We start from the raw sequence: 26,542 nt of genomic DNA on the forward strand, positions 1-26,542 counted from the left end.
CCAACGAAGTGCGCAAGTTCGGCGAAGACCTGCTCTACCGCCTCTACCAGAACGACCCGGAACCCCGAGACCCCGAGCCCGCGCCGCCCGGCAACGAACACATCATGCGGTGGAAGAACGGACGGCTGGAGATCCGCGCGAAGCTCGACAAGGTCACCGGCGCCAAGTACGAGGCACTGATCGACCCCTTGGCCAAGCCCCGCCCGAACACCGCCGACGAGGGCCCGGACCTGCGCACCCGCGAGCAACGCGAAGGCGACGCCCTCGCCGAGCTGATCGACCTGATGCTGCGCGCCGACCAACTGCCCGAACACGGCGGCGAACCAGTCACCCTGACCCTGACCATGCCCTACGACGACCTCGCCAACCAGGTCGGCCACGCCACCCTGGACAACGGCGACCGTGTCCCGGCCGAGCAGGTGCGTCAGTTCGCCTGCAACGCGGGGATCATCCCCATGGTCCTGGGCGGCGCGGGCCAGCCGCTCGACATCGGCCGCAAAACCCGCACCTTCCCCGCCGCAATCCGCCGGATCCTGGTCACCAGAGATCGAGGCTGCGCCTTCCTGGGCTGCGGCAGACCGCCACGGCAGTGCGACGCCCACCACATCCGCCACTGGGCCAACGGTGGAGATACCTCCGTCGACAACGCCGTCCTACTCTGCCGCCACCACCACACCCTCATCCACCAGAGCAAGTGGGAAGTCAAGCTGGTCACCGGCATCCCGACGTTCTACCCACCGACCTGGCTCGACCCGCAACAAAGACCCAGACGCAACCTCATCAACACCGCCTAACCACGGCCACGCGGTGGCGATGAAGGCCGCCAGGCTACGGGGCGATGTTGATGAAGCCCGCCTGGCTGCGGGTAGGCAGGCTGGTGAAGACCCGTCCTGGCCACGGCGAGACGGCCTGATGAATGCTGCCTTGGTCACGGCCAGGTGCCTCCAGGCGCCTCGTACGCGGCGACGCCCAGGCCGGACAACGTGCCCGCGAGCCGCCAACGCCTGACCGCGACGAGGCACCCGCGCCAACGCTGACTGACCGGCGGCTGCGTGGGCGGTGGCCGTTTCTTCCTCCTGTTGCGCTACCCGTGCAGCGCGCTACTCCTGCCGCGTGGGGGCAATTCCGCGAACGTAACCCGCGGGGACAATCTCTCGAAGGAAACTAGTGAGGTCAACCCGCGAAGGTTAACCTGCGGGGCAGCAACCCGGTGAGTCAATCCCGCAGGGTCACATCTAGCGCAGCTAATCGCCCGAACCCGATGTCGAAGCCGAAGGTAAACGGGAATGGCGTAGGCAAGCCGAATCTCCCGCAGCAACGCTGGCAATGGCGAAACCAAGCACCCCCATCAACCGCGATGGCGAAGCCGAGCCGGACAGGGTAATGCGAACGCGGGCAAGCGGTAATGACGAAAGCCGAACAACCCAACGCAACCACGCACGCTTGCGATTGGGGCTTGACTTTGGGAGCGAGGTGCTACGCTGGTTGGATCGGCCGGGCTCCTTATGCCCGGCTTTTCAAGGCCGATGAGCGCCTCGCAAGGGCCCCGAAGTCAAGCCCCAATCGCAATCGTCGCGAAGCGACGATGAAATGACCCGGCTCGTCATACGACCCAAAGCACCACCAACGCAAGGCGACCCGCCCGCGCTGCAACGCAAGCCGGCCCGCGCCCCAAACCTGAGCATCATCAAAAGCCTCAGCAACGTGGCCAACCCCGCGCCGACCGTAACCGGTTCCATGCACCTCAAGGGCTTCTGGTCGCGCCAAAAACCGCCCACCATGTCAAGTGGACCAACTATGGGAGCGCTCCCTCACAACCGCCCTGACAAGCGCAGATACTCCCAAGTTCATCCCCTTGAACAGGTGGTCCAGACCAGTTAACGTGCTCGCCATCACGTTCCCCCTGCACGTGAATGGAGCACCATGAAGAAGTTCCGCTGGCAGTTGCTGACCGCCGCGCTGGCGATCGCGACGGTGGCCGGAGGCGTTCTCGCCGCTCCGGCCAGCGGCGCGACGGGCGTGACGGCGGCGTTCACGAAGACGTCGGACTGGGGCACCGGGTACGAGGCCAAGTACACGATTTCCAACAGTGGTGGGTCTGCGCTCACTTCGTGGACCGTCGAGTTCACGTTGCCGAGTGGGCAGGCGATCGCGTCGCTGTGGGACGGCAGTTATGCCGCGAGCGGGCAGAACATCACCGTCCGCAACACCTGGAACGGCAATGTGCCCGTTGGTGGCACGGCTAGCTTTGGCTTCACCGTGCGCGGTTCGGGTGGCAGCCCGACCAACTGCAAGATCAACGGGGGGTCGTGTGACGGTGGGCAACCGCCGACCACGACTACGACGACTACCACCACCACCACGACGTCGAACCCGCCGTTGCCCGGCAACGGTCGTGGCGCGCCTTACCTCTACCTGGGTTGGGGCAACCCGCAGAGCGCTACTCAGGTCATGAGCTCTACCGGCGTCAAGTGGTTCACCCTCGCGTTCGTCCTGTCCGGCGGCGGGTGCACCCCGTCCTGGGACAGTCAGCGTCCGCTCACGGGTGGGGTCGACCAGCAGACGATCAACGCCATTCGCTCGGCCGGTGGTGACATCGTGCCTTCGTTCGGTGGCTGGAGTGGCAACAAGCTCGGGCCGAACTGCTCCACGCCTGAGGCTTTGGCCGGCGCGTACCAGCAGGTGATCAACGCTTACGGGCTCAAGGCGATCGACATCGACATCGAGAACTCCGACGAGTTCGAGAACACGACCGTCCAGGACCGGATCATCACCGCTCTGCGGATCGTCAAGCAGAACAACCCCGGCATCCAGACGATCGTCACGTTCGGCACCGGCACCACCGGGCCGAACTTCTACGGTGCGCGGCTGATCGACCAGGCCAAGGCGTTGAACGCGAACATCGACGTGTTCACGATCATGCCGTTCGACTTCGGCAGCTCCAACATCCGCACCGACACCATCGGTGCGGCCACGGGGCTGAAGAACAAGCTCAAGTCGACCTTCGGCTGGAGTGACGCCGAGGCGTTCAAGCACGTCGGCATCTCCGGCATGAACGGGTTGTCCGACCAGCGCGAGCTCACCACCGTCGACGACTGGACGGCGATTCGCGACTGGTCGAAGTCGAACGGGCTGGGGCGCCTCGCGTTCTGGTCGGTGAACCGCGACCGCGGCGGCTGCGACGGCCAGGTGTCGGCGAGCTGCTCGGGCATCCAGCAGGCCGACCTCGCGTTCACGAAGGTCACGGCCGGTTTCTGATCGACCACCAGCCGTCAGCGCCATTTAATCGGTGGCGCTGACGGCTTAGCCTTGTCCCATGCGACGACGACGACGTTGATCTTCAACTGATCTTTCCCGAACCGCGACGGCGTTCGCGTGGTGCACGCACGTCGTGCCGATCTACGCGCTGTACGCGTTGTTCTTCGACGAGAGCGGTCTGTCGGACGCTCAGATCTCGGTGCTGCTCGCCATCTGGTCGGCCACCGCCGTGGTCTTCGAGGTGCCGTCCGGCGCGATCGCGGACCGGTTCTCGCGGCGAAACTCCCTGGTCGCCGCCGGTGTGTTGCAGGCGCTGGGCCACGCCGCCTGGGTGGTGTTCCCGTCGTTCTGGGGTTTCGCGGCCGGTTTCGTGCTGTGGGGCCTCGGTGGAACGTTGACGTCGGGCTCGTTCGAGGCGCTGCTGTACGACGGGCTGGCGGCCAACGGTGACGAGGAGCAGTACGGGCGGCTCAACGCGCGGATCGACACCATCGAGCTGATCTCGCAGGTTCCGGTCGCCGTCCTCGCCACCGCGTTGTTCTCCCTCGGCGGCTACGAGTGGGTCGGCTGGGTCTCCGTCGCCATGTGCCTCGCGTCGTCCGTGGTCGCGTTGCGGTTCCCGGAACCTCCGCGCGAGTCGGAGGATCACGAGAGCTACTTCGCCACGCTGCGCGCCGGGCTCAAGGAGTCCGTGCCGATCAAACGCGCGGTGATCGCGGTGGCGCTGGTGTACGCGATCGACGCGTTCGAGGAGTACTTCCCGCTGCTGGTCCAGGACTGGCACGTGCCGACGGTCTGGGTGCCGCTGGCGACGATCGGGGTACCGCTGCTGGGTGCCGCCGGTGCGTCCCTGGGCGGCCGGTTGCCGTTCCGCGGCTGGGTTCTGTTCGCTTCCGGCGTGCTGTTGATCGTGGCGGCAGCACTCGCCGTACCGGTCGCGATCGTCCTGTTGGGACTCTTCTACGGGCTCTACCGGTTCGTGCTGGTGCACGTGGAAACCGAGTTGCAGCACCGGATCGAGTCCGACGCGCGGGCGACGGTGACGTCGGTGGCGGCGATCGGGTCGGAGTTCGTGGCGTTCGCGATCTACGGGTTGTGGGTGCTCGGCTCGGCGGTGGCGGTCGGGGTGCTGATCCTGGTGGTGGCCTTGGTGATCTGGCGGAGGTGATCGGCGTCGCGGGCGTGGACCAGCAGCCGGTCGGGGTTCAGGTCCAGCGCCACCGGGAGGTCGTCGAGGTGAGCCAGCACGCCGACGCGGGGACGTGCGGCCAGGGAGCGGTACCTGGCCACCTGCTCGCTCCGGCCTGCGAACACGAACAGGCCGTCGCCGTGCTCGGCCGCCAGCTCGGCGATCTCGGGGGAGCGGGTGCAGGCGTGCCAGAGGTACGGCCTGTTGTGCCACAAGGATTTCAGCGCCTGGTAGTGCTCGATCGTCAACGGCAGCCCGTACTCGATCTCCTTGCCGAACCAGCCGAACACCTTCGCCGTGTTCCCGCGCCCGAGCACGAGGTCGGTGCGGTGCGGTGCGAGGAGGTCGAGCGTCGCGTACTCGGCGGCGAGCCTCGCGGGATCGTTCGTGGTGATGAGCGTGGTGGCGGTGGAGAGCAGGATGGTGGTCGTCCTCGCCGCGATGTGGGCGAGAACCGTGGCGGGGCACGACGAGTTGTAGGGCGGGTTGTGGTGCTCGCCGACCGCGAAGACGTCGAAACCTGCGGCCTCGGCCTCGATCGCCAGGGTGACGATCTCGGAGGGTTCGAGGTCGCCCGCGGTGAAGACACCGATCTGCACGTCGTTCAGTGTGCTCGCCGCAGCCGGATCGTCCAGAGACAGCCCAGCAGAGCGATCCCACCACCGGCGGCCAGCGCGGCGGAGGTCGAGACGTTGGCGACGAGACCGAGCAGGATCGGTCCGCCGCCGAGCCCGAGGTCGAGGAACGCGCTGGCGGTCCCGGATGCCGCACCTCGTTGGTGCGGTTGCGCCGTGGCGAAGATGGCGGCGAAGAACGCGGGCGTGCTGAACGTGACGCCGACGCCGAGCACGACGCTGCCCGCGATCAGCAGGTGCGGGACGGCGGTGAGGGCCAGGCCGGCCGCGATGACGGCCAGGGCGATCGCGCCGAGCCTGAGGGGCGGCACGCGGTCGGGGACCTTCGCGAAGACCAGGCGGCAGACCACGACCGTGGCGCCGTAGAGGAACAGCGGCAGGCTGGTGTTCTCGTAGCCGATCTCCTGAGCCCGCAGCGCGGAGAAAGCGAGGAAGCCGCCGGCGGCCGCGAGTGACGCGCCGAGGGCGGCGCTCGGCCCGACGGCGGGGCGGTGGATCAGCTTTGTGGACGCGGCCTGCCCCGGTGTGCCGGTCTCGCCCATCGGGAGCACGGCGAGGGCGGAGGCCAGGCACAGTGCGGCGGCGGCGAACCAGGCCGTGGCGAACGATCGTTGCGCGAGGACCTCGCCCAGCGGCGGGCCCGCGGCCAGACCCAGGTAGAGGCCCAGTGAGTTGAGGCTGAGCGCTTCGCCGAGGCGGTCGGGCGGGGCGATGTCGACGAGTGCGGCGAACCCTGCGACGAAGAACGCCGCTTCCGCAACGCCCAGCAGGAGCCGCAGGGCGATGACCGCGGGCAGGTCGGTGGCGAACGCGGTCAGCGCGAGCCCGGCGGCGGCGAGGGCGGCGCCGCCGAGCAGGAGCGGTCTTCGCCCGAGGCGGTCGGTGAGCCGGCCTGCCAGCGGGCGGAGGAAGAGCGCGGAGATCGCGAAGGCACCGAACGCGACGCCCGCCGCGGCCTTGGTGCTGTGCAGCGGCCCCGTGACGTACAGGGGCAGGGTGTGAACCGCGATGCCCACCGCGGTGAAGTAGCCCAGGTCAGCGGCGGTGAGCAGGGCGAAGCGCGGGGTCAGCAGGCGCGCCATCGCACCAGGGTGCGCTACGCGGTGCTGTTCCGCACCTCAGACAGGAACGCTGCGAACGACCTCAGGCCGGGGTGCAGCGCGCGGAGGCCCTCGACGTCGACGGGCGGTTCCGCGCGGCCGTCGAACACCTTGCGCAGTTCCGGGTCGTTCACCTGGATCCGCGCTACGACGGACGCGCCGGGAACGCTCGCCGCCGGGTTCCGAGTCACGGCGCGGACGTCCCAACCCGCCGCGACGAGGTGCCGCGTGACTGCACCGCCCTGCTTTCCGGTCGCGCCGGTGACCACCACGGTCTTCATTTCTGCCCCCAGAAGGTTTTCTGCAAACTATCCGATCTCGGTCCAGTGCGGCCACCTGGCCGATTCCGCAGGCCCCGGTGTAACGGCAAGATCTTCCGATCAGATCAAACGGCACAAGCCGGACATCACGGAGGCCGCCGTGCTCATCGCTCAGATCTTCCTCCCCGTGGCGCTGGGCCTGGTCATGTTCGGCCTGGGCCTCACGCTCACGACCGCCGACTTCGCCAGGGTCGCGAAGTATCCCAAGGCTGCGGCCATCGGGCTGGTCTGCCAGATGATCGTGCTGCCGGCGATCTGCGTCGGGCTGGTGCTCGCGTTCGGGATCAAGGGCGTGCTCGCGGTCGGCATGATGTTGCTGGTGGCCTCGCCGGGTGGTGCGTCGGCGAACCTCTTCAGCCACCTCGCCGGCGGGAACGTCGCGCTCAACATCACGCTCACCGCGATCAACTCGGTGCTCGCCGTGTTCACGCTGCCGCTGGTGGTCGGGCTCAGCACCGCCTACTTCCTGGGCGATCAGGCGGCGCTCGGGTTGCAGCCGGCGAAGTTCCTGCAGGTGTTCGCGATCGTGCTGGTGCCGGTGGCGATCGGCATGTGGGTCCGCAGCAGGTACGAGGCCTGGGCGTTGAAGATGAACAACCCGGTGCGGATCGCCTCGGTCGTGGTTCTGGTGCTCGTCATCGTCGCGGCGATCGTGACGGGGTTCCAGCAGCTGGTCGACAACATCGCGACGCTCGGGCCGGTGGCGCTGCTGCTCAGCATCCTCAGCCTGACGGTCGGGTACTTCGTGCCCAAGGCGTTCAAGGTCGAGCGCGACCAGGCGATCGCCAGCGCCATGGAGATCGGGATCCACAACGCCACGATCGCGATCACGCTGGCGCTGACGGTGCTGAACGACGAGGCGATGGCGATCCCGGCCGCCGTGTACGGGGTTCTCATGTACCTGCCCGCCGCGGTGGCGGCGCGGTTGTTGTCGCGGAACCAAAAGAGGTTGCACACGCAGCTAGGTTGATCGTGACATGCGTTCAACCACAACCATCACAGCGGCCCTTCTCGTTGCCGCAACAGCACTTCCCGCCCACGCCGCGGGAACCACCGTCCGCACCGACACAGGATTCGTGTCGGGCACCGTCACCAACACCCAGCGCACCTTCCAGGGCATTCCTTTCGCCGCACCGCCCACCGGGGAGAACCGGTGGCGTGATCCGCAGCCCGCGCAGCCCTGGCAGGGCGTCCGCAAGGCCACCGCGCCGGGTCCGCGGTGCGCGCAGGACGAGGGGTTCGGCAGTCCCGCCAGCGACAGCGAGGACTGCCTGTACCTCAACGTCACCACACCGGACAAAGCACGGAACCGGCCGGTCATGGTCTGGCTCCACGGCGGCGGCTTCACCAGCGGCGCAGGGTCGGACCTCGGCGCGGACCAGTTGGTGCGCAACGGTTCCGTCGTCGTCACCGTCAACTACCGGCTCGGCGCCTTCGGCTTCTTCGGCTACCCGGGACTCGAGGGCTCCGGCGCGTTCGGGCTGAAGGACCAGCAGAAAGCCCTCGAATGGGTCCAGCGCAACATCAGAAGCTTCGGGGGCGACCCGCACAACGTCACCCTCTTCGGGGCGTCGGCGGGTGGCCTGTCGACGTGCGCGCAGCTGACCTCGCCGAGGACGAAGGGCCTGTTCCACAAGGCGATCATCCAGAGCGGACCGTGCCAGCTCGGGCTCCCGGCGGGGGAGAACCGGGTCCAGCACACGTGGGCGGCCCGCACGGACGTCGAACAGGCCGGAGCGAAGGCACCGCACGGGTGCACGGACCTGAAGTGCCTGCGCGGGCTGAGCGTCCAGCAGGTCAAAGCCCTGACACCGCTCTTCTCGTCACCCGCGTACGACACGGAAACGTTGCCGGACAACCCGATCACGGCGTTGCGACAGGGTCGCTTCCACAAGATCCCCGTGCTCGCCGGCACCACACGTGACGAGCTGACGGTCTTCGTCGCGGTGTTCTACCCGCCGCTCGACGCCGCCGGGTACGAGCAGGTCCTCACTGAGAGTTTCGGTGCCGCGAAGGCGAAGCGGGTTCTCGAAGCCTACCCGCCGGCCGGTGGCGACGAGCGGGTGCCGTTGTCGGCGGCACTCACGGCGATGACCTCGGCGTGCACGACCGACGAGCTCAGGAGCCAGACCGGGGCGTACGGCTACGAGTTCGCCGAACCCGCACCGCCGATGATCTTCCCCGGCATGCCGGAGTTCCCGTACGGCGCCTACCACGGCTCGGAGCTGCCGTTCCTGCTGAGGTACGGCAACGTCGAGCTCACCGCCGCGCAGCAGGAGCTGTCGGACGAGATGGTGCGGGCGTGGACCCGGTTCGCGCGGACCGGACGTCCCGGCTGGGCACGCCAGGACGTCCGGCTGTTCGCGACCGGGCAGGTCGCACCGACGGACCACCGGTGCGACCTCTGGTCCTCTTAGGACAGTTCACCCCGTTGCGGCGCGCGTCCGTGCGACTTGCCGGGCGCGCGCACGCCGTTCACCGTCGAGGTGTCGAACGCGAACGTGATCACCGCGGTGGCGATCGCGTCGGCGTTGACGTCCAGAGCGGTCAGGTTCAGGTTCGCCCTGGTGTCACACGGCTGGTGGTAGCACGGGTCGAAGGCGACGCCCGCGGTTCCGCCGTACAACGCGGCCTGCTGCGCCGTCTTGATGCCTTCGGCGCCGGTGAACAGGCCGCCCGCCGGGATGTTCACCGCGATGAACGGACCGTAGTCCGAACGCCCGGAGAACTCGGTGTCCTCGAACGGCAGGCCGCGGTCGGCGTAGAACTTCTCGAAGACGTCCTCGATCTGCGCCGACCCCGGCGGGATCGGGACCGGTGCGGTGCCGCTCGAGTCGTCGCCGTCGTAGACGCCGAAGAAGTGGTTCGGCGAGCCGACCATGTCGAAGTTCAGGTACAGCGCGATCTTGTCCTGCTCTGCCGGTGACAGGTTCGCGACGTAGTGCTCGGACCCGAGCAGGCCTTCCTCCTCCGCGCCCCACCACGCGAAGCGGACCTTGGCGTTGGTCTTGACCTTCGACATCTGGATCGCGGTCTCCAGCAACGCCGCCGAGCCGCTGCCGTTGTCGTTGATGCCGGGGCCGTCCTGGACGCTGTCGAGGTGCGCGCCGGCCATGACGACGTTGTTCGCGTTGCCGTACTGGGACTCGGCGAACACGTTCCACGCGGTCCTGGTCTCCTCGGTGAAGTCGACCTTCACCCGGACAGTGGCGCCGGGGGTCAGCACGATGAGCTCCTCGGCGGCGGCGTAGGTCGCGAACACCACGGGAATCGCGAGACCCGGCGTGTCACCGATCGGCGTGACCAGGCCGGTGCGGCCGGGCTGGCCCTCGTTGAACAGGATGACCGCTGACGCACCCGCGGCCTGCGCGTTCAGCACCTTCACGTTGAACCCGCACGTGCCGCGCTGGAGCATCGCGATCTTGCCGGGCGTGAACCCGGCGAAGTCGGCGGCCTCGCAGCCACTGGTGCTGGTGTTGGGCGCCGGAGCGGGCGGGACGATCACGTCGACGGGCTCGATGACGCCGGTGACGTCGCCCTCGAACGTCGGGGTGAAGCCGTTGCGGTTGAAGTCGGTGTCCCGCGCGAAGATGCGGGCGACCGGCGCGATCCGGTCGAGCCGCGAGTTGTCTTCCACGTACGGGAAGTCGAAGGCCTGCACGGTCGGCGAGTAGCCGGCCGCGTTCAGCTGCCCCACCACGTAGTTCACCGACACCTGGAACCCAGGACGTCCGGCCGCGCGGTCGCCGTGCGTGTCCGAGATGGCCTGGAGCGCGTCGAGGTGCCGCAGCACGCCGTCGAGCGTCACGGCCTTCGTGAGCTTGGCCGGGGAGTTGTTGCTGGGATCAGCGAGTGCTGGGCCGGTCACGGCGAGTGGCAACGCCAGTGCCAGTGCCGAGAAGAGCGCGAGACGTCTGCGCCGATAGCGTTGGGTCATCGGTGTGCCTCCATGCGTCCATCGCCGCCGAATGCATCCCCTGAAGTCCTTCGCTGTCCGATGTGTCCTGTGTTACACCCTTTGCCACTGGAGGTGGGTGTTTGTTCCGGTTGCTGGAGACCGCCGTCCGCGTCGAACCCCTGGAAGGAGAAGGGCTCACCAACGTCCTGCACCTCGTGACGCTGGCCGACGGGCGCAAGGCCGTGCTGCGGCAACCGAAGGTGGCGCGCGACCTGCCGAAGTTCGTGGTGCCCGGCGCGCCGGAGATCCTCGCGCACAACGGACGTGGTGACGTGCTCGTCGAGTACGTCGAGGGCAGGACGCTCGCAGACGCCCTGCCGGTGTCCGAAGAGGTCTGGCTGAGCATCGGCCAGGCGTTCCGGAAGATCCACCGCGTCGGCCTGCTGCACAACGACGTGAACCTCCACAACATCATCGTCGGCGACGGCCGGGCCACACTGATCGACTGGGACAACCCCGGCCAGGGCAACCCGCTCGACGAACTCGCGGCCTTCGAGGAACATCTCTACCTGCACGGAGCCTCGCTGCCGCAGGCGTTCTGGACCGGGTACGGCTCGATGCCCGACCCGAACCTGCTGCGCGTGCACCGGATCGCGGGCTGCATCGGGTGGCTCGCCAGCGAGGACTGGCGGGAGTGGGAGGGCGACGGCACGTTGCCGGAGCGGAAGAAGACGATGGTCCGGAACTGGCGCAAGCTGCTCGCGGCGTGGCTCGCCGACCAGCTCCGGACCGACCTGCTAACGGCTGAGGTTGCGGTACTTCAGCACGGACAGCGGCCAGAACACCGCCACGAACAGCGCGGGCCACAGCACGGCCAGTAGCAGCGAGTGCTGCGCCGCCCACGAGTCGCCACCGACACCGGGGTTGCCGAACAGCTCACGTGCCGCCGCCACGGTCGACGACAGCGGGTTCCACTCCGCCACCGCGCGCAGCCAGCCCGGCATCAGCTCCGGCGAGACGAACGTGTTCGCGAACATCGTCAGCGGGAACAGGAACATCCACGACGCCTGCGCCGCCTCCGGCTTCACCAGCAGGCCCAGGTAGATGCCGACCCACACCAGGGCGAACCGCAGCCACAGGAACAACGCGAACGCCACCAGCGCGTTCAGCAGCCCGTCGTGGAACGACCAGCCGATCACCAGGCCGCACAGCGCGAGCACCAGCAGTTCCAGCGACGAGTTCACCAGGTCCGCGATGCTGCGCCCGGCCACCACGCCGGTCTGCGACATCGGCGAGGCGCGGAACCGGTCCGTCACGCCTCGGTCGGCGTCCATCGACACCATCATCAGCGTGGTGCCGACGCCGAACGCGATGGTCTGGCCGAACATGCCCGGCAGCAGGAACTCGATGTAGTCGCCGCCACCGAAGACGTTCATCGCGCTGCCGAACACCAGCCCGAATATCAGCACCGAGATGATCGGGTAGGCCAGGTTCGCGAACACCCTGACCGGTTCGCGCAGCCAGTGGATCAGGTCGCGCTTGGCCACGACCCACGAGTCGATCGCCGCGTACCTCACGCCGGCACCTCCGAAGCCTTGTGTCCCGTGATGGCCAGGAAGACCTCGTCGAGCGTCGGCCTCCGCAGCGCGATGTCCTCTGCTTCCACGCCTTTCGAGGCCAGCGCCGACGTCACCCGCGTCAACGCCGCCACCCGGTCGGCGACCGCCGCGCTCACCCGGAACCCGTCGGCGTCCACCTCGGCGTCCGGCCCGAGCACGTCCCGCACCAGCGGCAGCTCCTCCGCGGTGCGGACGACGACCTCGATCCGGTCGCCGCCGAGCTTGGACTTGAGCCCCTCCGGCGTGCCCTGTGCCGCCACCTTGCCGGTGTCCAGCACGACGATCTGGTCGGCGAGCTGGTCGGCCTCGTCGAGGTACTGCGTGGTCAGCAGCACCGTCGTCCCCTCGGCGACGACCCGTTTCACCTCGCGCCACACCTCGCCGCGGTTGCGCGGGTCGAGACCGGTCGTCGGTTCGTCCAGGAACAGCACCGACGGCCGCATGATGAAGCTCGACGCGAGGTCCAGGCGCCGGCGCATGCCGCCCGAGTAGTGCTTGGCGCGCTTGTCCGCCGCGTCGGTGAGCCCGAACTGCTCCAGCAGCTCATCGGCCCGAGCCGAGGCCTGGCGCTTCGAGAGGTGGTAGAGCCGACCCCACATCACCAGGTTCTCCTTGCCGGTCAGCACGTCGTCCACCGTCGACTGCTGACCGTTCAACGCCACCTGCCGGCGCACCGCGGGCGCCTCGCGCACCACGTCGTGGCCCGCGACCTCGGCCCGTCCGCCGTCCAGGCGCAGCAACGTGGCCAGGATGCGCACCGCCGTCGTCTTGCCCGCGCCGTTCGGGCCGAGCAGCCCGCACACCGTCCCGGCGGGCACGGCCAGGTCGAACCCGTCGAGCGCCGCCTTCTTGTCGAACCTCTTCCGCAGGCCTTCCGCGAGCACCGCGTGTCCCACGAACTTCACCCCCGTGGATTAACTGCTTACGTTGTACACAGAGTGTACGTTGTACACGGTTCTAGGATTCACAGGCAAGGAGTTTGTGAAGAGGGGGCTGCGTGAAGCAGAGCGACCGGGATCGGAGCATCCGCCTGCTGTGGGAGGCGCCGGCCGAGCCGACCAGGGGGCCCAAGGCGGCGCTGAGCCAGTCACGCGTCGTCGAGGCGGCCATCAAGGTGGCCGACGCCGAGGGGGTCGACGCGCTCACCATGCGCCGGGTCGCCGAGACGCTCGGCAACACCGCGATGTCGCTGTACCGGCACGTTCCCGGCAAGGCCGAGCTGCTCGACCTGATGGTCGACGCGGTCTGGGGTGAGACCGACCCGGCCCCGGCCGGTCCGTGGCGCGAGGGGCTCGAGTTCTTCGCGCGGCAGATGTGGGCGATGTACCGCGCGCACCCGTGGATGCTGCAGCTGACGACCTCGCGGCGGATGCCCGGCCCGCAGGCCATGACCAGGATGGACGCCGCGTTCGCCGTGGTCTCCGAGCTCGGCCTGCGGTCGGAGGAGATCGTCGCGGTGGTCACGACGGTCGCCCAGTTCGTCGACGGCGTCGGCAGGACGATGGCGGACCGCGTGCAGGCCGAACGGGAGACCGGTGTGTCGGAGGAGGACTGGTGGAACGGCCGTGAGGCGCTCTGGGAGCACTTCACGCCCGAGCGGCTGCCGATGATGACCCACATCTGGAACTCGGGCGGCTTCGAAAGTCCGCTGGACGAGTTCGAGTTCGGTCTGGCGCGGGTTCTCGACGGCCTCGCGGTGTTCATCGACGCCGAGGAGCGACCGCTGGTTCGTCGAGAGACGTGCCTGTAGCCATTCGAGACACCTTGAGTCGTCCGATCGAGTGAAAAGCGCTGCTCAGGGCGGTACTCGCGGGTAGTTGCACGGTTACGTAATGCCATTGTTATCGGCAATCAGAATGAACTCGTTCGCGGGCTGAACCAAACACTCCTATCTGCGCGTTTTCCTTGTGACACCGTTTCGCCGCGGGGGTCGAATCGGGACGACGAGGAGGTCGTATGACAGCTGGCGCGCACGACGCGGTCACCCTTGGCTGCTACGCGCTCGGCGTTCTGGACGCGCACGAGAGTCTTGGCGTGGAGCAGCACCTGAGGGGCTGTCCGTCCTGCCGTGAGCAGGTCGCCGACTTCCATCGGATCCGCATGGCGCTCGACGACATGCCTCGTGAGGCATTCCTGCACGAGCGCGAAGCCGACCTGCCCATGCCGTCGGAACTGGTGCTGCAGCGAGCGCTGCGGCAGATCAGGCAGGAATCGGTCATCCCGCAGCCGCGGGTGGCCGACCAGAGCCCGAGAGCCAGTCCGCGGCCGGTGGAAGAACTCCCCGAACCGCAGCACGCCAAACCCCGGCGCTGGCCGGGATACCTCGCCGCCGCGGCTGTAGCCGCGGTGGTCGCGTTCGGGGGTGCTGCAGTGTTCATGCAGAACCAGGGGCCGGGCACCAGCGTCGCCTCCACCCGCACGGGTGAGGCGACGGCGGGCGGGATCAAGATGGTGGCGGAGATCGCGCCGTCGTCGCAGGACCGCTACCTGTTGACCGCGAACATCGACGGTCTGCCCGCAGCGCAGAAGTGCAAGCTGATCGTGATGGGTACGGACGGCACGAGGACCGAGGCCCACGTGTGGACCACGACCGAGAAGCAGCGGGTCGACGGTTCCCAGATGCGGGTCAACGTCAGCGGGTCGACCGACAAGGTGAAGTCGATCTCGGTGGAGAGCGCGGACGGCAAGACGTTCGTGGTGGCGAACCTGTAGGGGACGGAAACACCAGAAGGGCCCGGATTCGGTCAGAATCCGGGCCCTTCTTACATTGATGTAATTCTAAAGAGCCTGCAATGTGAGCCAGCCGCCGACGACGATGACCATCGCGGCTGTGCCCACGGGTGCGTAATGAGACAGGACGCGCGTGGCACGTCCGTCCAGGAATTTCTCGACGCGTTCACGGGCCTTCACGAGCACCAGGCCGACCGCGGTGAGGGTGGCGGCCATGCCGAATCCGTAACCGACGACCAGCAGGACGCCGAACCACGTCCGGCCCAGCGCCATCGCCCCGAGGAGGACGACGAGCGCGGAGGGTGACGGGACGAGACCGTTGGCGGCGCCCATGCCGATCAGGCTCGCGCGGCTGTACCCGTGCCCATGACCATGACCGTGCCCATGACCGTGCCCATGACCGTGACCGTGCCCATGTCCGTGCCCATGACCGTGACCGTGCCCATGTCCGTGGCCATGTCCGTGTCCGACGCCGGCCAGTGCCGGTTCGCGGGTCGTCGACAGGGCCGAGCGCAGCAGCATCACGCCGATCACCGTGATCAGCACGCCGCTGACCAGGCCGAGCCAACGCAGGACCGACTCACCGGCCAGCGCGCTGGAGGCGCTGATGACGAGGCCGAGGACCAGCACGCCACCGGTGTGCGTGGCCGTGACCGACGCACCGACGATGAACGCGTCCCTGGGCCTGCCCTGACGGCCGGCCAGGTAGGCGGCGATGAGCGTCTTGCCGTGACCGGGCAACGCCGCGTGCGACGCACCCAGCAGCAGCGAGAGCAACAACGCCAAAAACCCGAGCCACGGCGTGAGTTCGTCGCTGCCCAGGATGTCGTTGAGCTTGGCCGCCGTGACGCTGAAGGACTGGACGGGGGAGCCGGAGGCCTTCTTCGGCTCGGACCCGCTGCCCGGTTCGGCGTTGAACGTGACCGAGCGGACGTCCAGCGGGTTGCTGAGCAGATCCTCCGGGTACGTCCGCAGCTCGTCGCTGATGCTCTCGGTCGGCACCTGCGAGTTCGTGAGCCTGATCCCGCTGCCGGCGGCGGTGATCTCACGCCAGCCGACCCGGTCCGAGTTCGACTCGTCGTGGAACTCCAGGCGCGCGGGCCGGTCGAGGTCCACCTTCGCGGTGAACTCGCAGACCAGCCTGGTGGTGCTGAGATCCGCCTGACCCGTCGGGTGCTCCTTGGTGGCGTTCGAGACGGTCCAGCTGATCTGCCTGCCGTCCACCGTGGACCTGTCGGTCCTCGACACCTCGTCGCACCACTGCCGGGCGTCGCGGGTCTTCAAGTTCTCCTGCAGCGTCGGGATCTCTGCCACGTCGACCACGGATCTCAGATCGATCCGGTCCGGGTGCAGGTGCAGCCCGTGGTAGTGGTTGACGCTGAAGTTGCCCAGCGGGTGGGCGGACGCCTCGCCGTTGATGAAGAAGATGCCCGCCAGCAGGAGGGCCACGACCAGGACGGGCCGCACGACCCAGCTGGACAGGCTCACCGGCCGCCTCGCAGCTCGGCGAGCTTGCGGCCGGCCTTGAGCGCCTGCAACGGGGAGAAGTTCGCGTTCAGCCGCAGCGCCTGCACCAGCGCCTCCTGCGCCTCCGCGACCCTGCCCAGCGCGGCCAGGATCATCCCGCGGTGGTAGGAGAACGTCGCGTTCTGCCAGCCCAGCGCGTTGGCGCGGTCCGAGTACTCGAGCGCCTCGGCGTCGCGGCCGTTCATGTGCAGGGCCCACGACATCGCGTCGGCCACGAACACGCTCTGCCGGCGGCTCCACTCGGCCTCCGCCCGGCGCAGCGCCTGCATGCCGTCACCGCGGTCCGCGGCCACCAGCGCCGCGGCCAGGTCGTCGGACGCGCCCTGCGACTCCATCAGCCGCTGCTGCTCCGAGAGCACGTCGTACTGCTTGGCGGCCTCTTCGGTCCTGCCGTTGGCCTCCAGCAGCTCCGCGTACTCCTGCAGGTACTGCGGCAGGGGAGCGCGGGACACCAGCCTGCGGTAGTCCTCCAGCGCCGCCGGGGCGTCGCCCCGTGCCGCCGTGACCTTGGCCATGCCTTGAGTGAGAGTCATGTCGTCTCCTCTTGCCGCCAGTCCCTGCTCGTAGTGCTGCGCGGCTTCGTCGAGCCTGTTGTGGTCGAACGCGAGTTCACCCAGCCGGTAGCGGCAGAACGCGATCTCCTCGGGCGTCGCGGCAGCGGTCAGCGCGCGCTGCATCGCATCGCGAGCGCCGTCGACGTCACCGTGGAGCTCGAAGTGGAAGGAGGCACGCGCGAACGACGCCGTGTTGGGTTTGAGGTCGAGCATCTTCTGCACCGCGTCCTGGGCACCCGCGTCGTCGCCGAGCTGCGTCAACGCGTCTGCCAGCACGCCGTACGCCTCTGCCGAGGACGGCAGCGCGGCAATTGCCTTCGTCGCCCAGTCACGGGCGGCGTGGAAGTCGTGACGGGCGTTCGCGAGCGTGCCCATGCCGATGGCGGCCAGGCCCGTGTCGCCCGCGTTCTTGAGCGCGCCCTCGGCCTTCGCGTAGTACGAAGGGTCTGCCGTCACGCGCGCGAGCTCCACATAGGACGCACCCAGCTGCGCCCAGGAAGCCTTGTCCTGCGGCAGGCTGTGCAGGCGCTGCTGGAGCTGGTGCACCACGCGGTGCATCTGGTTCTGCTGCGCCACGGCCGGAACAGGGGGCGCGCCCCCGGCCCTGCTGTCGGCAGGACCGGAGGCGGCGAGGTGGGCAAGCGCCGCGGTGACCAGGAGAACCACCGCGACGGCCTGCCGTTGTTGGTACTTCACTTCGAGTGCGACCCGTACTTGCGGATCTGCTGCTGACGCTTGCGCCACAACCAGAAGCCCGCGCCGAACACGAACGCCGAGCCCACCGCGGTGGTCATCGCCATCGGGTCCAGGCTGCCGATCTTGCCGACCGGGTTCACCGCGACGTTGGCCGTGTTGCCCGAAGCGTTGACGGCGGTGCCGTTGCGGGGCAGGCCGACGTACGGGAAGTTCGCCTCGAACGGCTGGTCGTTCGCGTCGACCTTGTCACCCGTGGCGAGCGCCTCGACGATCTTGCCGGACGCCGCGGCACCCTCCACCGCCTGCACGGCGATGTCCACCACGTCGTCGGTGAGCCGGCGGCCGTTCGGGAAGCCCTGCGTGTCACCGGCGAGCAGGCCGAGACGGTTCGGGTTGGCGTTCGGGTTGATCGACATGTTCAGTCGCAGCATCTCGGACGGGCGGAACTGCCTCTGGTCCACGTCGGCGTTGTTGACCTGCGAGTTCAGGTCGGCGTTGATCTGCCCGCCGAGCTTCTTCGTGATGCCGGTCAGGAAGATCTCGGCCAGGTCGTCGCGCTGGCCCTTCGGCGCCGGGATCTTGTAGATGGCCTCGATCAGCTTCGGCAGCTCGGGGTTGACGACCCGGTCGACGAGCTCCTTGACGCCGGCGTCCTGGTCGGGACGCAGGCCGTTGAACGCGTCCTTGAGGCCCGCGGGGGCCACGACCTCGTTCACCAGCGGGTTGCCCAGCCGTGAGACCTGCACGAAGTCACCGACGGCCTCGGCCTTGCCCGGCGACAGCTTCAGCGTGCGGCGCTGCGTGGTGCTCCAGATGCCGATGTTCGGGTTGCGGTTCGCGTCGTTCTTCACCGCGAGCGCGTGCTTGGGCAGCTGGATCGCGATGGTGTTGACGTTGTAGCCGCGCAGCGTGTCCTGGCCGACCTCGCTCAGGTTGCCGCCGTAGAGCAGGTCGAACACCCTCAGGTCCGCGAAGAACGCGTCCTCGGACGGGCCGACGTAGACCTTGCCGCCGCCGGGGATCTGCACGATCGCCTGGTCGCGCAGCTTCTTGAAGTCCGGCATGGAAGCGGGTCCGTTGGGCGACGGTGCGACCGGGGCGTTGTTGACGAGCTTGACCTTCTGGCCGTTCTCGTAGATCGCCTCGAGGTCGTAACGCTGGCGGAACAGCAGGTTCTCGTCGTCCAGCGACTCCACGACACCGTTGGTGTACAGGAACGTGTTGTTCTTGCGGCGGTCGTCGTTGTGGAACTGCCAGCGCAGGACGACGTCCGGCTTCGCGTCACCGTCGTTGTCGATGTTGAAGTCGTACTGCGCGTCCTCGGCGAACGGGAAGAAGTTGGGGCCGCCGTTGGGCTCCTGGAACCCGGACCAGTTCCCGACCAGCGTGACCGTGTCCTTGTGGTCGGGGCTCACGAACGCGTACAGGTCCGTGTTGTCCACGGCCGGGTCGCCCGCGATGAGCGGGGCCTCGCGGTGCGACGAGGCGGTGGCGTTGGTACCGCCGAACATGGCCGCGTTGAGCAGTGTGGCGGCCACCAGCGCGGCCGCAGCCACCTGGCCGCGCCGACCGCTGAGGACGTGCGGTGATGACATTGTCTGGGACCTTTCGATGTGCGCGTTCAACGGCTCGGAAAAGTGATCAAGCACTGTGCATCAGCAGCGACGGTTCGCTGGAGTGGCTCGGATGGCTTGCGTGTTCGGTGGTCCACCTCGCTTGGGTGAAGTCGCGAATGCCTTCGACGAGCCGGTCGACGTCCTGTTCGGGACGCACGACCAGACGCGCGAAACGGCTGTTCATGCCGAGCTTGTTGCCGCACTCGCGGATGAAGACCTGGTGCCGGGACAGCAGGTGGTCGCGAAGCTCCCGACCGTCCACGCCGCCACCGAGCTTGACCAGCAGGAAGTTGGCCTGCGAGGAGTAGACGGTCAGGTCGGGGAGGCGGGAGAGCTCCATCCCCATCCGGTACCTGTCCCGTGACAGCAGACGCAGGCTTTCCGCGTACTCCGCCTCGTGCTCGGCGAGCATGAACACGACGGTTTCCGCGAGAGAATTGAGGTTCCACTTCGGCAGCGTCTGGCGCATCTTCCCGGCCAGACCGGGATTCGCGACCAGATAACCGAAGCGGATGCCGTGCAACCCGAAGTTCTTGCCGAGGCTCTTCAGCACGACCACGTTCGGCCGGATCGACGCCTCCGCCGCGACCGACGGGTTCCGCTCGACCTCGACGAAGTCGATGAACGACTCGTCGATCACGACCAGGTCCAGGTCGGCGAGCTCGTCCATGAACCGGACGATCTCCCGCCGCGGCAGGTAACCGCCGTCGGGGTTGTTCGGGTTGCAGATGACCGCGACCTTGCTGCCGCGGGCACGGATGAACTTGATGTACTCGTCGACGTCGAGCTCGAAGTTGTTGCTCTCCTGGAGCAGGAACATGTCGACGCGCTTGTTGCTCTCCATCGGCTGGTCGGTCCAGCGGCCGAACGTCGGGATCGGGATCGCCACGCTCTCGTGGATCCACATGTGGTCCATCCACGTGATGAGCTCGGTCGACCCGTTCGACATGGCGATCGTCGCCGGGTTGAGCCCCAGGACGGTGCTGAGCTGCTGCGCGATCTTGGACGAGTCGCTCGGGTAGAACTTCAGGACCGCTTCGAGGTTCTTCGAGAGCTCCTCGAACATCTCGGGCGTCGGGAAGTACGGGTTGCACGGGATGCAGAAGTCGACGAGTTCACCGGCACCGGTCCGCGACAGCTCGAAGTAGGACGGGCTGTGCGCGGTCTGCTGGAAAAGACCCGAGTCCACACCGTGCCGCACGCGATCACTCCATCCCTCGGTCCGCTTCCGACACCGGGGCATACGTGCCGATGTTCATCACGGTTCACGGGTGCGCATCGGGAAGGTCTCGACCAGGTCACGCACCGCAACCCGAGTGACGTTCGCCGCCCGGCGGTCGTTCGGAGCAGTGCGCATTCCTGCCCGGGAAGGCTCTGACCGGCGGCTGGACGGGTACCCGAGGGTGTACCGGGACCGTCGCGGAGCGCAGTCGTCACCGCCACTGCGGGCGTCCTGCCCAGGATTGTCAGTGCAGGCAGATACGCTGCTGGCAGTCCGCACACGACCAGGGAGAAATACCCGTGACCGCAGAGACCCTGTACGGGGCCGACGACCTGACGCACCTCGAAGGACTCGAGGCCGTCCGCAAGCGGCCAGGCATGTACATCGGGTCGACCGACAGCCGGGGCATCAACCACCTCTTCAGCGAGATCGTCGACAACTCCACCGATGAAGGCGTCGCGGGCCACGCGACGAAGATCGTGGTCACGCTGCACGCCGACGGCAGCGTCCAGGTCGACGACGACGGCCGGGGCATCCCGACCGACGTGCACGCGAAGTCCGGTCTGTCCGGTGTGGAACTGGTGTTGACCAAGTTGCACGCAGGCGGCAAGTTCGGCGGCTCCGGCTACAAGACCTCCGGCGGCCTGCACGGCGTCGGCGCCTCGGCCGTGAACGCCCTCTCACACCGCTTCGACGTGCTCGTGCGCCGCGGCGGCAAGGTCCACGAGATGTCGTTCGCCCACGGCGTCCCCGGCGTCTTCGACGGCCCTGGCCCGAAGGCGAAGTTCACCCGCCAGGGCGGCCTTCAGGTCACCGGCAAGATGAAGCGCAACGAGTCGACCGGCACGTCGATCCGCTACTGGTACGACGCCCGCTACTTCGAGAACAACGCGGCGCTGGACGTCGAGACCGTCCGCATGAAGCTGCGCAACACGGCGTTCCTCGTACCGGGCGTGACGTACGTGCTGCGGACCGCTTTGGAAGACCAGATCTCCGAAGAGGTCTTCCACTACCCGCACGGCCTGACCGACATGGTCGAGTTCCTGGCGCCTTCGGGTGATCGGGCGGTGTCGGGAACTCTGGTCATCACCGGCTCCGGCACCTACTTCGAGAACGCCGCCGACGAGAACGGCGTGATGCGGTCCAAAGTGGAGCGATCCGCCGAGATCGAAGTCGCGTTGCGGTGGGGCACCGGCTACGAGCGCACCGTCGAGTGCTTCACGAACACGATCCGCAACATGCACGGCGGTACGCACAGGCGTGGCTTCGACCGCGCTGTGCTGAAGGCGGTGCAGGACGCGATCTCCAAGACCCGAGGGCTGCTCAAGCCCAAGGAGGAGATGCCGACCCTGGACGACGTGCTGGAGGGCATGACAGCCGTCATCCACGTCCGCATCCCGGAACCGCAGTTCACCTCGCAGACCAAGGACGAGCTGTCGACCGCGGGCATCACGAAGGTGCTGCAGGGGATCGTCGACGCACAGGTGCGGGCGTGGACCGAGGACCGCAAGACCAAGGTCGAAGCGAAGACCGTGCTGCAGAAGGTCGTCGACGCGTCGCGCGTCCGGTTGACGCAGAAGCAGCAGAAGGACGCGGCTCGGCGGAAGACGGCGCTCGAGGGTGCGGCGATGCCGGCCAAGCTCGTGGACTGCCGGACGACGGGTGTTTCGCGTAGCGAGCTATTTCTCGTGGAAGGCGACAGCGCCCTCGGAAGTGCGAGAATGGCTCGCGTTTCCGAGTACCAGGCGCTGCTCCCGTTGCGCGGCAAGATCCTCAACGTCCAGAAGGCCTCGCTGGCCGACACGTTGCGCAACGCCGAGATCGCCTCCATCGTCCAGGTCCTGGGCGCCGGCACCGGCCGCACGTTCGACATCTCCCAGATGCGGTACGGCCGCGTGATCCTGATGGCCGACGCGGACGTCGACGGCAGCCACATCCGAACGTTGCTGATCACGTTGTTCGCCAAGTACATGCGCCCGGTGATCGAGGACGGGCGTCTGTACGCCGCCATGCCCCCGTTGCACAAGGTCATGACTCGCGGGCGCAACGCCGAAACGCACTTCACCTTCACCCAGCGCGAGATGGAGAAGAAGGTCGCGCAGCTGGAGAAGGCCGGCAAGCAGGTCGTCACGCCGGTGCCGCGGTTCAAGGGTCTGGGCGAGATGGACGCGGACGAGTTGTGGGAGACCACGATGAACCCCGCCAGCCGGTCGGTGCGTCGCATCACCATGGACGACGCGGAGGCCGCCGAGGAAGCCCTCGAACTGCTGATGGGCGAGAAGGTCGAGCCGCGCCGCAACTGGCTCGTCGAGTCCGCCGCACGGGTCGACCAGTCGGCCATCGATCTCTAAGCCTCACGGAAAGAGCTGGAAGACAGTCATGGCACGCCGCAAGGGACCCACGACCAAGGTCGACCCCGCCGCGTTCGACCGGGCCGGCGCCACGGTGCTCGACAACTCGCTGAAGACGGAGATCGAGGACTCCTACCTGGAGTACGCGTACTCGGTCATCCACTCGCGGGCACTGCCGGACGCGCGGGACGGGCTGAAGCCGGTGCACCGTCGCATCCTCTACTCGATGCACGAGAACGCGCAGCGCCCGAACACTCCGTACGTGAAGTCGTCACGCGTTGTCGGCGACTGCTTCGTGCGCGGCGCTCTCGTGTCGACGCCGGAGGGGTTGCGTCCGATCGAGGACATCGAGATCGGCGATCTCGTGCTCGACGGCCGCGGCACACCGGTGCGGGTGAGCGAGGTGTACGAGAACCCGGTTTCCGACCTCGTGCGCATCACCTGGTCGAACGGCCGCACGATGCTCGTCACGCCGGGGCAACGGTTCCGGACCGTCGAGTCAGACCTCTCGATCGGCTGGACCGCGGCGGCGGACCTGGTGGGCAGGCAGACGATCGCTTACGGCGCGGACAGGCAGGCCGGTCTTGCGTCCGACGGAGGCGACCTCGGTGCTTACGTGCAGGGCCTCCTCGTCGCCGAGGGGTTTGCCGTCGACCGCAAGCGTGCCGCTGACGGGCGGGTGCGCATCCACATGTGCGATGTCGAGCCGCTCGACGTGGCGCACGGCTGGGCGATCCTCAACGACGTCAACGTCACGCGTGGTAAGCGCGTCGCGAAGAACCCGAAGCACAAGGATCAGCACATCCTCACGTTCGCGCGTCACGAGGCGTTGCTGGAGGTCGCGACACCGCGCAGCGACCGCAAGGTCGTCCCGTCGAGCGTCCTGGCTGACCGGTCCGCGTGGGCTCCGTTCATCGCCGGCTTCTTCGACGGCGACGGCTACGTGCGTAAACAGAACCGCGAGATCGTGCTGGTCAGCACGAGCCAGAGGTTGATCGACCAGCTGCACGGCATGCTCGCGGACAGAGGCATCCACGGACACCATTGGTCACGGGTCAGCACGACCGGGCACAAGACGTTGCTGGGCCTTTCGATCACGGGGCGGGACGCCGCCGCGCTCGCACTGGCGCTGCTGCCCTGGACGAAGGTCGGTCACAAGCAGGACGGTCTGCGTCAGGTGCTGTCCATCGGCTACCGCTACGGCGGCAAGCAGGGCAACGACCGGTTGCCGTGCGCACCGGTGATGGCGGAGTTCTCGGCTGCTCATCAGGGAGGCGGCTGGTTCCGCGACGTCGACGGTGTGGCGTTCCGGGCGTCGTTGGGGGCCGACGTCCGTTACGGCAAGGATCGCCACGGCAAGGCGCTCGCCGAGCGTTTGTTCCCGCTCGGGCGTGCCCACGAGAACGGCTGGATCGAGAAGCTGCACCGGATCGGCTCGCCGGTCGCCGCGCACCTGGAGGCGTTGTCCGGTTTCAGCTTCCTCGAGGTGACGTCGGTCGAGCCCGTAGCACCGGACACGACCTACGACATTCAGGTCGAGACCGAGGAACACGCCTTCGTCGTTGACGGCCAGGTCGTGCACAACTGCATGGGCAAGTACCACCCGCACGGTGACACGGCGATCTACGACGCGTTGGTCCGCCTCGCGCAGGACTTCAGCCTCAACGAGCCGTTGATCGACGGCCACGGCAACTTCGGCAGCCCGGACGACGGACCGGCGGCCAGCAGGTACACCGAGTGCCGGATGTCGCTGGTCGCCATGCAGCTCGTCAGCGAGCTCAACGAGGAGACGGTCGACTTCCGGCCGAACTACGACGGCTCGCTCGAAGAGCCGTCGGTGCTCCCGGCCGCGTTCCCGAACCTGCTGGTCAACGGCACGTCCGGCATCGCGGTCGGCATGGCCACCAACATGATCCCGCACAACCTCCGCGAGGTCGTCGGGGCAGCGCGCTGGCTGATCACGCACCCGGACGCCGACCTCGACAAGCTGATGGAGTTCGTGCCGGGGCCGGACCTGCCCACTGGCGGCATCCTGCTGGGCCTCGACGAGGTCAGGAAGGCCTACGAGACCGGTCGCGGTGTGGTCCGCATGCGGGCGAAGGTCGAGATCGGGCCGCTCGAGGGTTCCCGCGGGCGTCAGGCCATCACGGTCACCGAGCTGCCGTACGGCGTCGGGGCCGAGCGGATCGTCGAGAAGATCACCGACGAGGTCAACAAGTCCAAGCGCCTCACCGGCATCGCGGACGTCAAGGACCTGACCGACCGCGAGAACGGCATCCGGCTCGTCATCGAGTGCAAGGTCGGTGTGAACCCGCAGGCGCTGCTCGCGGACCTGTACCGGCTCACACCGATGGAGCAGTCGTTCGGCATCAACAACCTGGTGCTGGTGGACGGGCAGCCGCAGACGCTCGGTCTCAAGCAGCTGCTGGAGGTCTTCCTCAAGCACCGCTACGAGGTCGTCACGCGGCGCACGAAGTTCCGCCGCCGCAAGCGCGAGGAACGCCTGCACCTGGTCGAGGGTCTGCTCAAGGCCCTGCTCGACATCGACAAGGTCATCAAGCTGATCCGGGGCAGCGAGAACGCCGCTGCCGCCAAGGACGGCCTGATGAAGCAGTTCAAGCTGTCGGAGATCCAGGCCTCCTACATCCTCGACACGCCGCTGCGCCGGCTCACCAAGTACGACAAGCTCGAGCTCGAGAACGAGCAGGACAAGCTGAACAAGGAGATCGCGGAGCTGACCGCGATCCTCGACGACGAGAACGTGCTGAAGAAGCTCGTCTCGCAGGAGCTCGCGAACGTCGCCAAGGAACTGGGCGGCGACCGCAGGACCAGCCTCATCGACGGTGACCTCAAGGAGGTGCTCGCGGCGTCGAAGCCGGCGGGGCCGCTGGAGGTCGCGGACGACCCGTGCCAGGTCATCCTCAGCGCCACCGGGCTCGTCGCGCGGACCGCGGCGGAGTCGGAGGAGGTGTCCGAGGGCAAGCGCCGGGCGGGGCGGGTGAAGCACGACGCCGTGGCCGCGGTGGTGCACTCGACCGCGCGCGGTCAGGTCGTGCTGATCACGAACCTCGGGCGTGCGTTCAAGACCGACGTGCTGCCGTTGCCGGTGCTGCCGGAGCAGAGCGGGACCGTCAGCCTCAGGGGCGGTATGGCGGCGAGTGAGCTGGTGCCGCTGGAGAAGGGCGAGAAGGTCGTCGGCATCGCGCCGCTCGACCCGAAGGACTCTCCCGGCATCGCGCTCGGCACGAAGCTCGGCACGGTGAAGGTGTGTGTGCCGGAGTGGCCGGTGCGGTCGGACGAGTTCGAGGTCATCACGCTCAAGGACGGCGACGAGGTCGTCGGCTGCACGTGGCTCACGGACGGCAGCGAGACGCTCGCGTTCGTCAGCTCGGACTCGTCGTTGCTGCGCTACGACGCGAAGCTGGTCCGGCCGCAGGGCCTCAAGGGCGGCGGCATGGCGGGCATCAACCTGAGCGGTGACGCGCACGTGGTGTTCTTCGGGGCGATCCGCACGGACGACGACGAGCACGGCGAGCCGATGGTCGTCACGTCGTCCGGGCAGAGCGTCAAGGTCACGCCGTTCAGCGAGTACCCGGCGAAGGGCCGCGCGACGGGTGGTGTGCGGTCGCAGCGGTTCCTCAAGGGCGAGTCGCACCTGGTGCTGGCGTGGATCGGCAGCAGGCCGGCGGGTGCGGACGACAAGGGGTCGCCGGTCGAGCTGCCGGACGTCGACCCGCGGCGGGACGGCTCCGGCCACGCGCATCCGGGTCCGGACGTCATCGGCCACCTGATCGAGAGGGACTAGCGCGACGCCGGCGAGGGCTTCG

The 26,542-nt window shown here is 67.9% G+C and carries 20 protein-coding genes; 10 read left to right on the plus strand and 10 right to left on the minus strand.

All coding sequences use genetic code 11. The annotated features are described in order from the left end of the window. From ACFOWZ_RS25185 to ACFOWZ_RS25195, 3 genes are all read left to right on the plus strand, one after another. A partial coding sequence (locus tag ACFOWZ_RS25185; protein WP_382376340.1) for an HNH endonuclease signature motif containing protein occupies window positions 1-794 on the plus strand: 794 nt, incomplete at its 5' end. Between the two features lie 1,129 nt (window positions 795-1,923). Continuing rightward, window positions 1,924-3,258 (plus strand): cellulose binding domain-containing protein, encoded by a 1,335-nt coding sequence (locus tag ACFOWZ_RS25190; RefSeq protein ID WP_382376341.1) that lies wholly within the window; start codon window positions 1,924-1,926, stop codon window positions 3,256-3,258. A 133-nt stretch (window positions 3,259-3,391) separates the two neighbouring features. Further along, entirely contained in the window at window positions 3,392-4,426 is a 1,035-nt protein-coding gene (locus ACFOWZ_RS25195) for an MFS transporter (protein WP_382376342.1), read from the plus strand. On the opposite strand, the gene ACFOWZ_RS25200 is transcribed toward ACFOWZ_RS25195, so the two are convergent. The 3 genes from ACFOWZ_RS25200 to ACFOWZ_RS25210 are packed head-to-tail and all read right to left on the minus strand — an operon-like array spanning window position 4,345 to window position 6,463. Beyond that, entirely contained in the window at window positions 4,345-5,046 is a 702-nt protein-coding gene (locus tag ACFOWZ_RS25200; protein ID WP_382376343.1) for an LLM class flavin-dependent oxidoreductase, read from the minus strand. The two genes, ACFOWZ_RS25195 and ACFOWZ_RS25200, sit on opposite strands and share 82 nt — an antisense overlap. 5 nt (window positions 5,047-5,051) lie before the next feature. Continuing rightward, on the minus strand, window positions 5,052-6,164 hold the full coding sequence (locus ACFOWZ_RS25205; protein ID WP_382376344.1) for an MFS transporter: 1,113 nt from the start codon (window positions 6,162-6,164) through the stop codon (window positions 5,052-5,054). A gap of 14 nt (window positions 6,165-6,178) precedes the next feature. Continuing rightward, window positions 6,179-6,463 carry an NmrA family NAD(P)-binding protein gene (locus ACFOWZ_RS25210; RefSeq protein ID WP_382376345.1) on the minus strand — a complete coding sequence of 95 codons (285 nt, stop codon included), beginning with the start codon at window positions 6,461-6,463 and terminating at the stop codon, window positions 6,179-6,181. A 139-nt stretch (window positions 6,464-6,602) separates the two neighbouring features. Between ACFOWZ_RS25210 and ACFOWZ_RS25215 the strand changes: the two genes are divergently transcribed. Beyond that, window positions 6,603-7,472 (plus strand): bile acid:sodium symporter family protein, encoded by an 870-nt coding sequence (locus tag ACFOWZ_RS25215; protein WP_382376346.1) that lies wholly within the window; start codon window positions 6,603-6,605, stop codon window positions 7,470-7,472. 7 nt (window positions 7,473-7,479) lie between these two features. Continuing rightward, a complete protein-coding gene (locus ACFOWZ_RS25220) occupies window positions 7,480-8,919 on the plus strand; it encodes a carboxylesterase/lipase family protein (RefSeq protein ID WP_382376347.1) in 1,440 nt (479 codons plus the stop codon). Here the strand turns inward: ACFOWZ_RS25220 and ACFOWZ_RS25225 are convergent. Then, window positions 8,916-10,439, minus strand: coding sequence for a M28 family metallopeptidase (locus tag ACFOWZ_RS25225; protein ID WP_382376348.1), 1,524 nt, complete (start codon window positions 10,437-10,439; stop codon window positions 8,916-8,918). The genes ACFOWZ_RS25220 and ACFOWZ_RS25225 overlap by 4 nt on opposite strands. 101 nt (window positions 10,440-10,540) lie before the next feature. Between ACFOWZ_RS25225 and ACFOWZ_RS25230 the strand changes: the two genes are divergently transcribed. After that, window positions 10,541-11,281 carry a lipopolysaccharide kinase InaA family protein gene (locus ACFOWZ_RS25230; RefSeq protein ID WP_382376349.1) on the plus strand — a complete coding sequence of 247 codons (741 nt, stop codon included), beginning with the start codon at window positions 10,541-10,543 and terminating at the stop codon, window positions 11,279-11,281. Here ACFOWZ_RS25230 and ACFOWZ_RS25235 read toward each other — a convergent pair. Together ACFOWZ_RS25235 and ACFOWZ_RS25240 are read right to left on the minus strand one after the other, a co-directional pair. Next, window positions 11,198-11,977: an ABC transporter permease gene (locus tag ACFOWZ_RS25235; protein ID WP_382376350.1), complete on the minus strand. Its 780-nt coding sequence runs from the start codon at window positions 11,975-11,977 to the stop codon at window positions 11,198-11,200. The genes ACFOWZ_RS25230 and ACFOWZ_RS25235 overlap by 84 nt on opposite strands. Continuing rightward, window positions 11,974-12,924: an ATP-binding cassette domain-containing protein gene (locus tag ACFOWZ_RS25240; RefSeq protein WP_382376351.1), complete on the minus strand. Its 951-nt coding sequence runs from the start codon at window positions 12,922-12,924 to the stop codon at window positions 11,974-11,976. Before ACFOWZ_RS25240 ends, ACFOWZ_RS25235 begins: the two co-directional genes overlap by 4 nt. A 92-nt stretch (window positions 12,925-13,016) precedes the next feature. Between ACFOWZ_RS25240 and ACFOWZ_RS25245 the strand changes: the two genes are divergently transcribed. Together ACFOWZ_RS25245 and ACFOWZ_RS25250 are read left to right on the plus strand one after the other, a co-directional pair. Beyond that, window positions 13,017-13,769, plus strand: coding sequence for a TetR/AcrR family transcriptional regulator (locus ACFOWZ_RS25245; RefSeq protein WP_382376352.1), 753 nt, complete (start codon window positions 13,017-13,019; stop codon window positions 13,767-13,769). Between the two features lie 206 nt (window positions 13,770-13,975). Next, window positions 13,976-14,731, plus strand: coding sequence for an anti-sigma factor family protein (locus ACFOWZ_RS25250; RefSeq protein WP_382376353.1), 756 nt, complete (start codon window positions 13,976-13,978; stop codon window positions 14,729-14,731). Between the two features lie 66 nt (window positions 14,732-14,797). Here the strand turns inward: ACFOWZ_RS25250 and ACFOWZ_RS25255 are convergent, their stop codons facing one another. From ACFOWZ_RS25255 to ACFOWZ_RS25270, 4 genes are read right to left on the minus strand one after another with little or no spacing between them, the layout of a single operon-like run. Continuing rightward, window positions 14,798-16,237 carry a nickel/cobalt transporter gene (locus tag ACFOWZ_RS25255; RefSeq protein ID WP_382376354.1) on the minus strand — a complete coding sequence of 480 codons (1,440 nt, stop codon included), beginning with the start codon at window positions 16,235-16,237 and terminating at the stop codon, window positions 14,798-14,800. Then, on the minus strand, window positions 16,234-17,526 hold the full coding sequence (locus ACFOWZ_RS25260; RefSeq protein WP_382376355.1) for a tetratricopeptide repeat protein: 1,293 nt from the start codon (window positions 17,524-17,526) through the stop codon (window positions 16,234-16,236). The genes ACFOWZ_RS25255 and ACFOWZ_RS25260 overlap by 4 nt, the downstream gene beginning before the upstream one ends. Next, entirely contained in the window at window positions 17,523-19,121 is a 1,599-nt protein-coding gene (locus tag ACFOWZ_RS25265) for a DUF4331 domain-containing protein (RefSeq protein WP_382376356.1), read from the minus strand. The genes ACFOWZ_RS25260 and ACFOWZ_RS25265 overlap by 4 nt, the downstream gene beginning before the upstream one ends. Before the next feature lie 46 nt (window positions 19,122-19,167). After that, a complete protein-coding gene (locus ACFOWZ_RS25270; RefSeq protein ID WP_382376357.1) occupies window positions 19,168-20,343 on the minus strand; it encodes a pyridoxal phosphate-dependent aminotransferase in 1,176 nt (391 codons plus the stop codon). A gap of 320 nt (window positions 20,344-20,663) precedes the next feature. Between ACFOWZ_RS25270 and ACFOWZ_RS25275 the strand changes: the two genes are divergently transcribed. After that, window positions 20,664-22,715, plus strand: a complete 2,052-nt coding sequence (locus ACFOWZ_RS25275) for a DNA gyrase/topoisomerase IV subunit B (RefSeq protein ID WP_382376358.1) — start codon at window positions 20,664-20,666, stop codon at window positions 22,713-22,715. A 28-nt stretch (window positions 22,716-22,743) separates the two neighbouring features. Next, entirely contained in the window at window positions 22,744-26,520 is a 3,777-nt protein-coding gene (locus ACFOWZ_RS25280) for a DNA topoisomerase (ATP-hydrolyzing) (RefSeq protein WP_382376359.1), read from the plus strand. Window positions 26,521-26,542 lie beyond the last annotated feature (22 nt).

The organism is Lentzea rhizosphaerae (assembly GCF_042649515.1).
In the GTDB taxonomy this organism is placed as follows: domain Bacteria; phylum Actinomycetota; class Actinomycetes; order Mycobacteriales; family Pseudonocardiaceae; genus Lentzea; species Lentzea aerocolonigenes.

Bases quoted from the DNA above. Each gene is read 5' to 3' on its own strand.
- ACFOWZ_RS25265 (WP_382376356.1), bottom strand. From the start codon at position 19,121: ATGTCATCACCGCACGTCCTCAGCGGTCGGCGCGGCCAGGTGGCTGCG.
- ACFOWZ_RS25210 (WP_382376345.1), bottom strand. From the start codon at position 6,463: ATGAAGACCGTGGTGGTCACCGGCGCGACCGGAAAGCAGGGCGGTGCA.
- ACFOWZ_RS25220 (WP_382376347.1), top strand. From the start codon at position 7,480: ATGCGTTCAACCACAACCATCACAGCGGCCCTTCTCGTTGCCGCAACA.
- ACFOWZ_RS25205 (WP_382376344.1), bottom strand. From the start codon at position 6,164: ATGGCGCGCCTGCTGACCCCGCGCTTCGCCCTGCTCACCGCCGCTGAC.
- ACFOWZ_RS25280 (WP_382376359.1), top strand. From the start codon at position 22,744: ATGGCACGCCGCAAGGGACCCACGACCAAGGTCGACCCCGCCGCGTTC.
- ACFOWZ_RS25250 (WP_382376353.1), top strand. From the start codon at position 13,976: ATGACAGCTGGCGCGCACGACGCGGTCACCCTTGGCTGCTACGCGCTC.
- ACFOWZ_RS25225 (WP_382376348.1), bottom strand. From the start codon at position 10,439: ATGACCCAACGCTATCGGCGCAGACGTCTCGCGCTCTTCTCGGCACTG.
- ACFOWZ_RS25190 (WP_382376341.1), top strand. From the start codon at position 1,924: ATGAAGAAGTTCCGCTGGCAGTTGCTGACCGCCGCGCTGGCGATCGCG.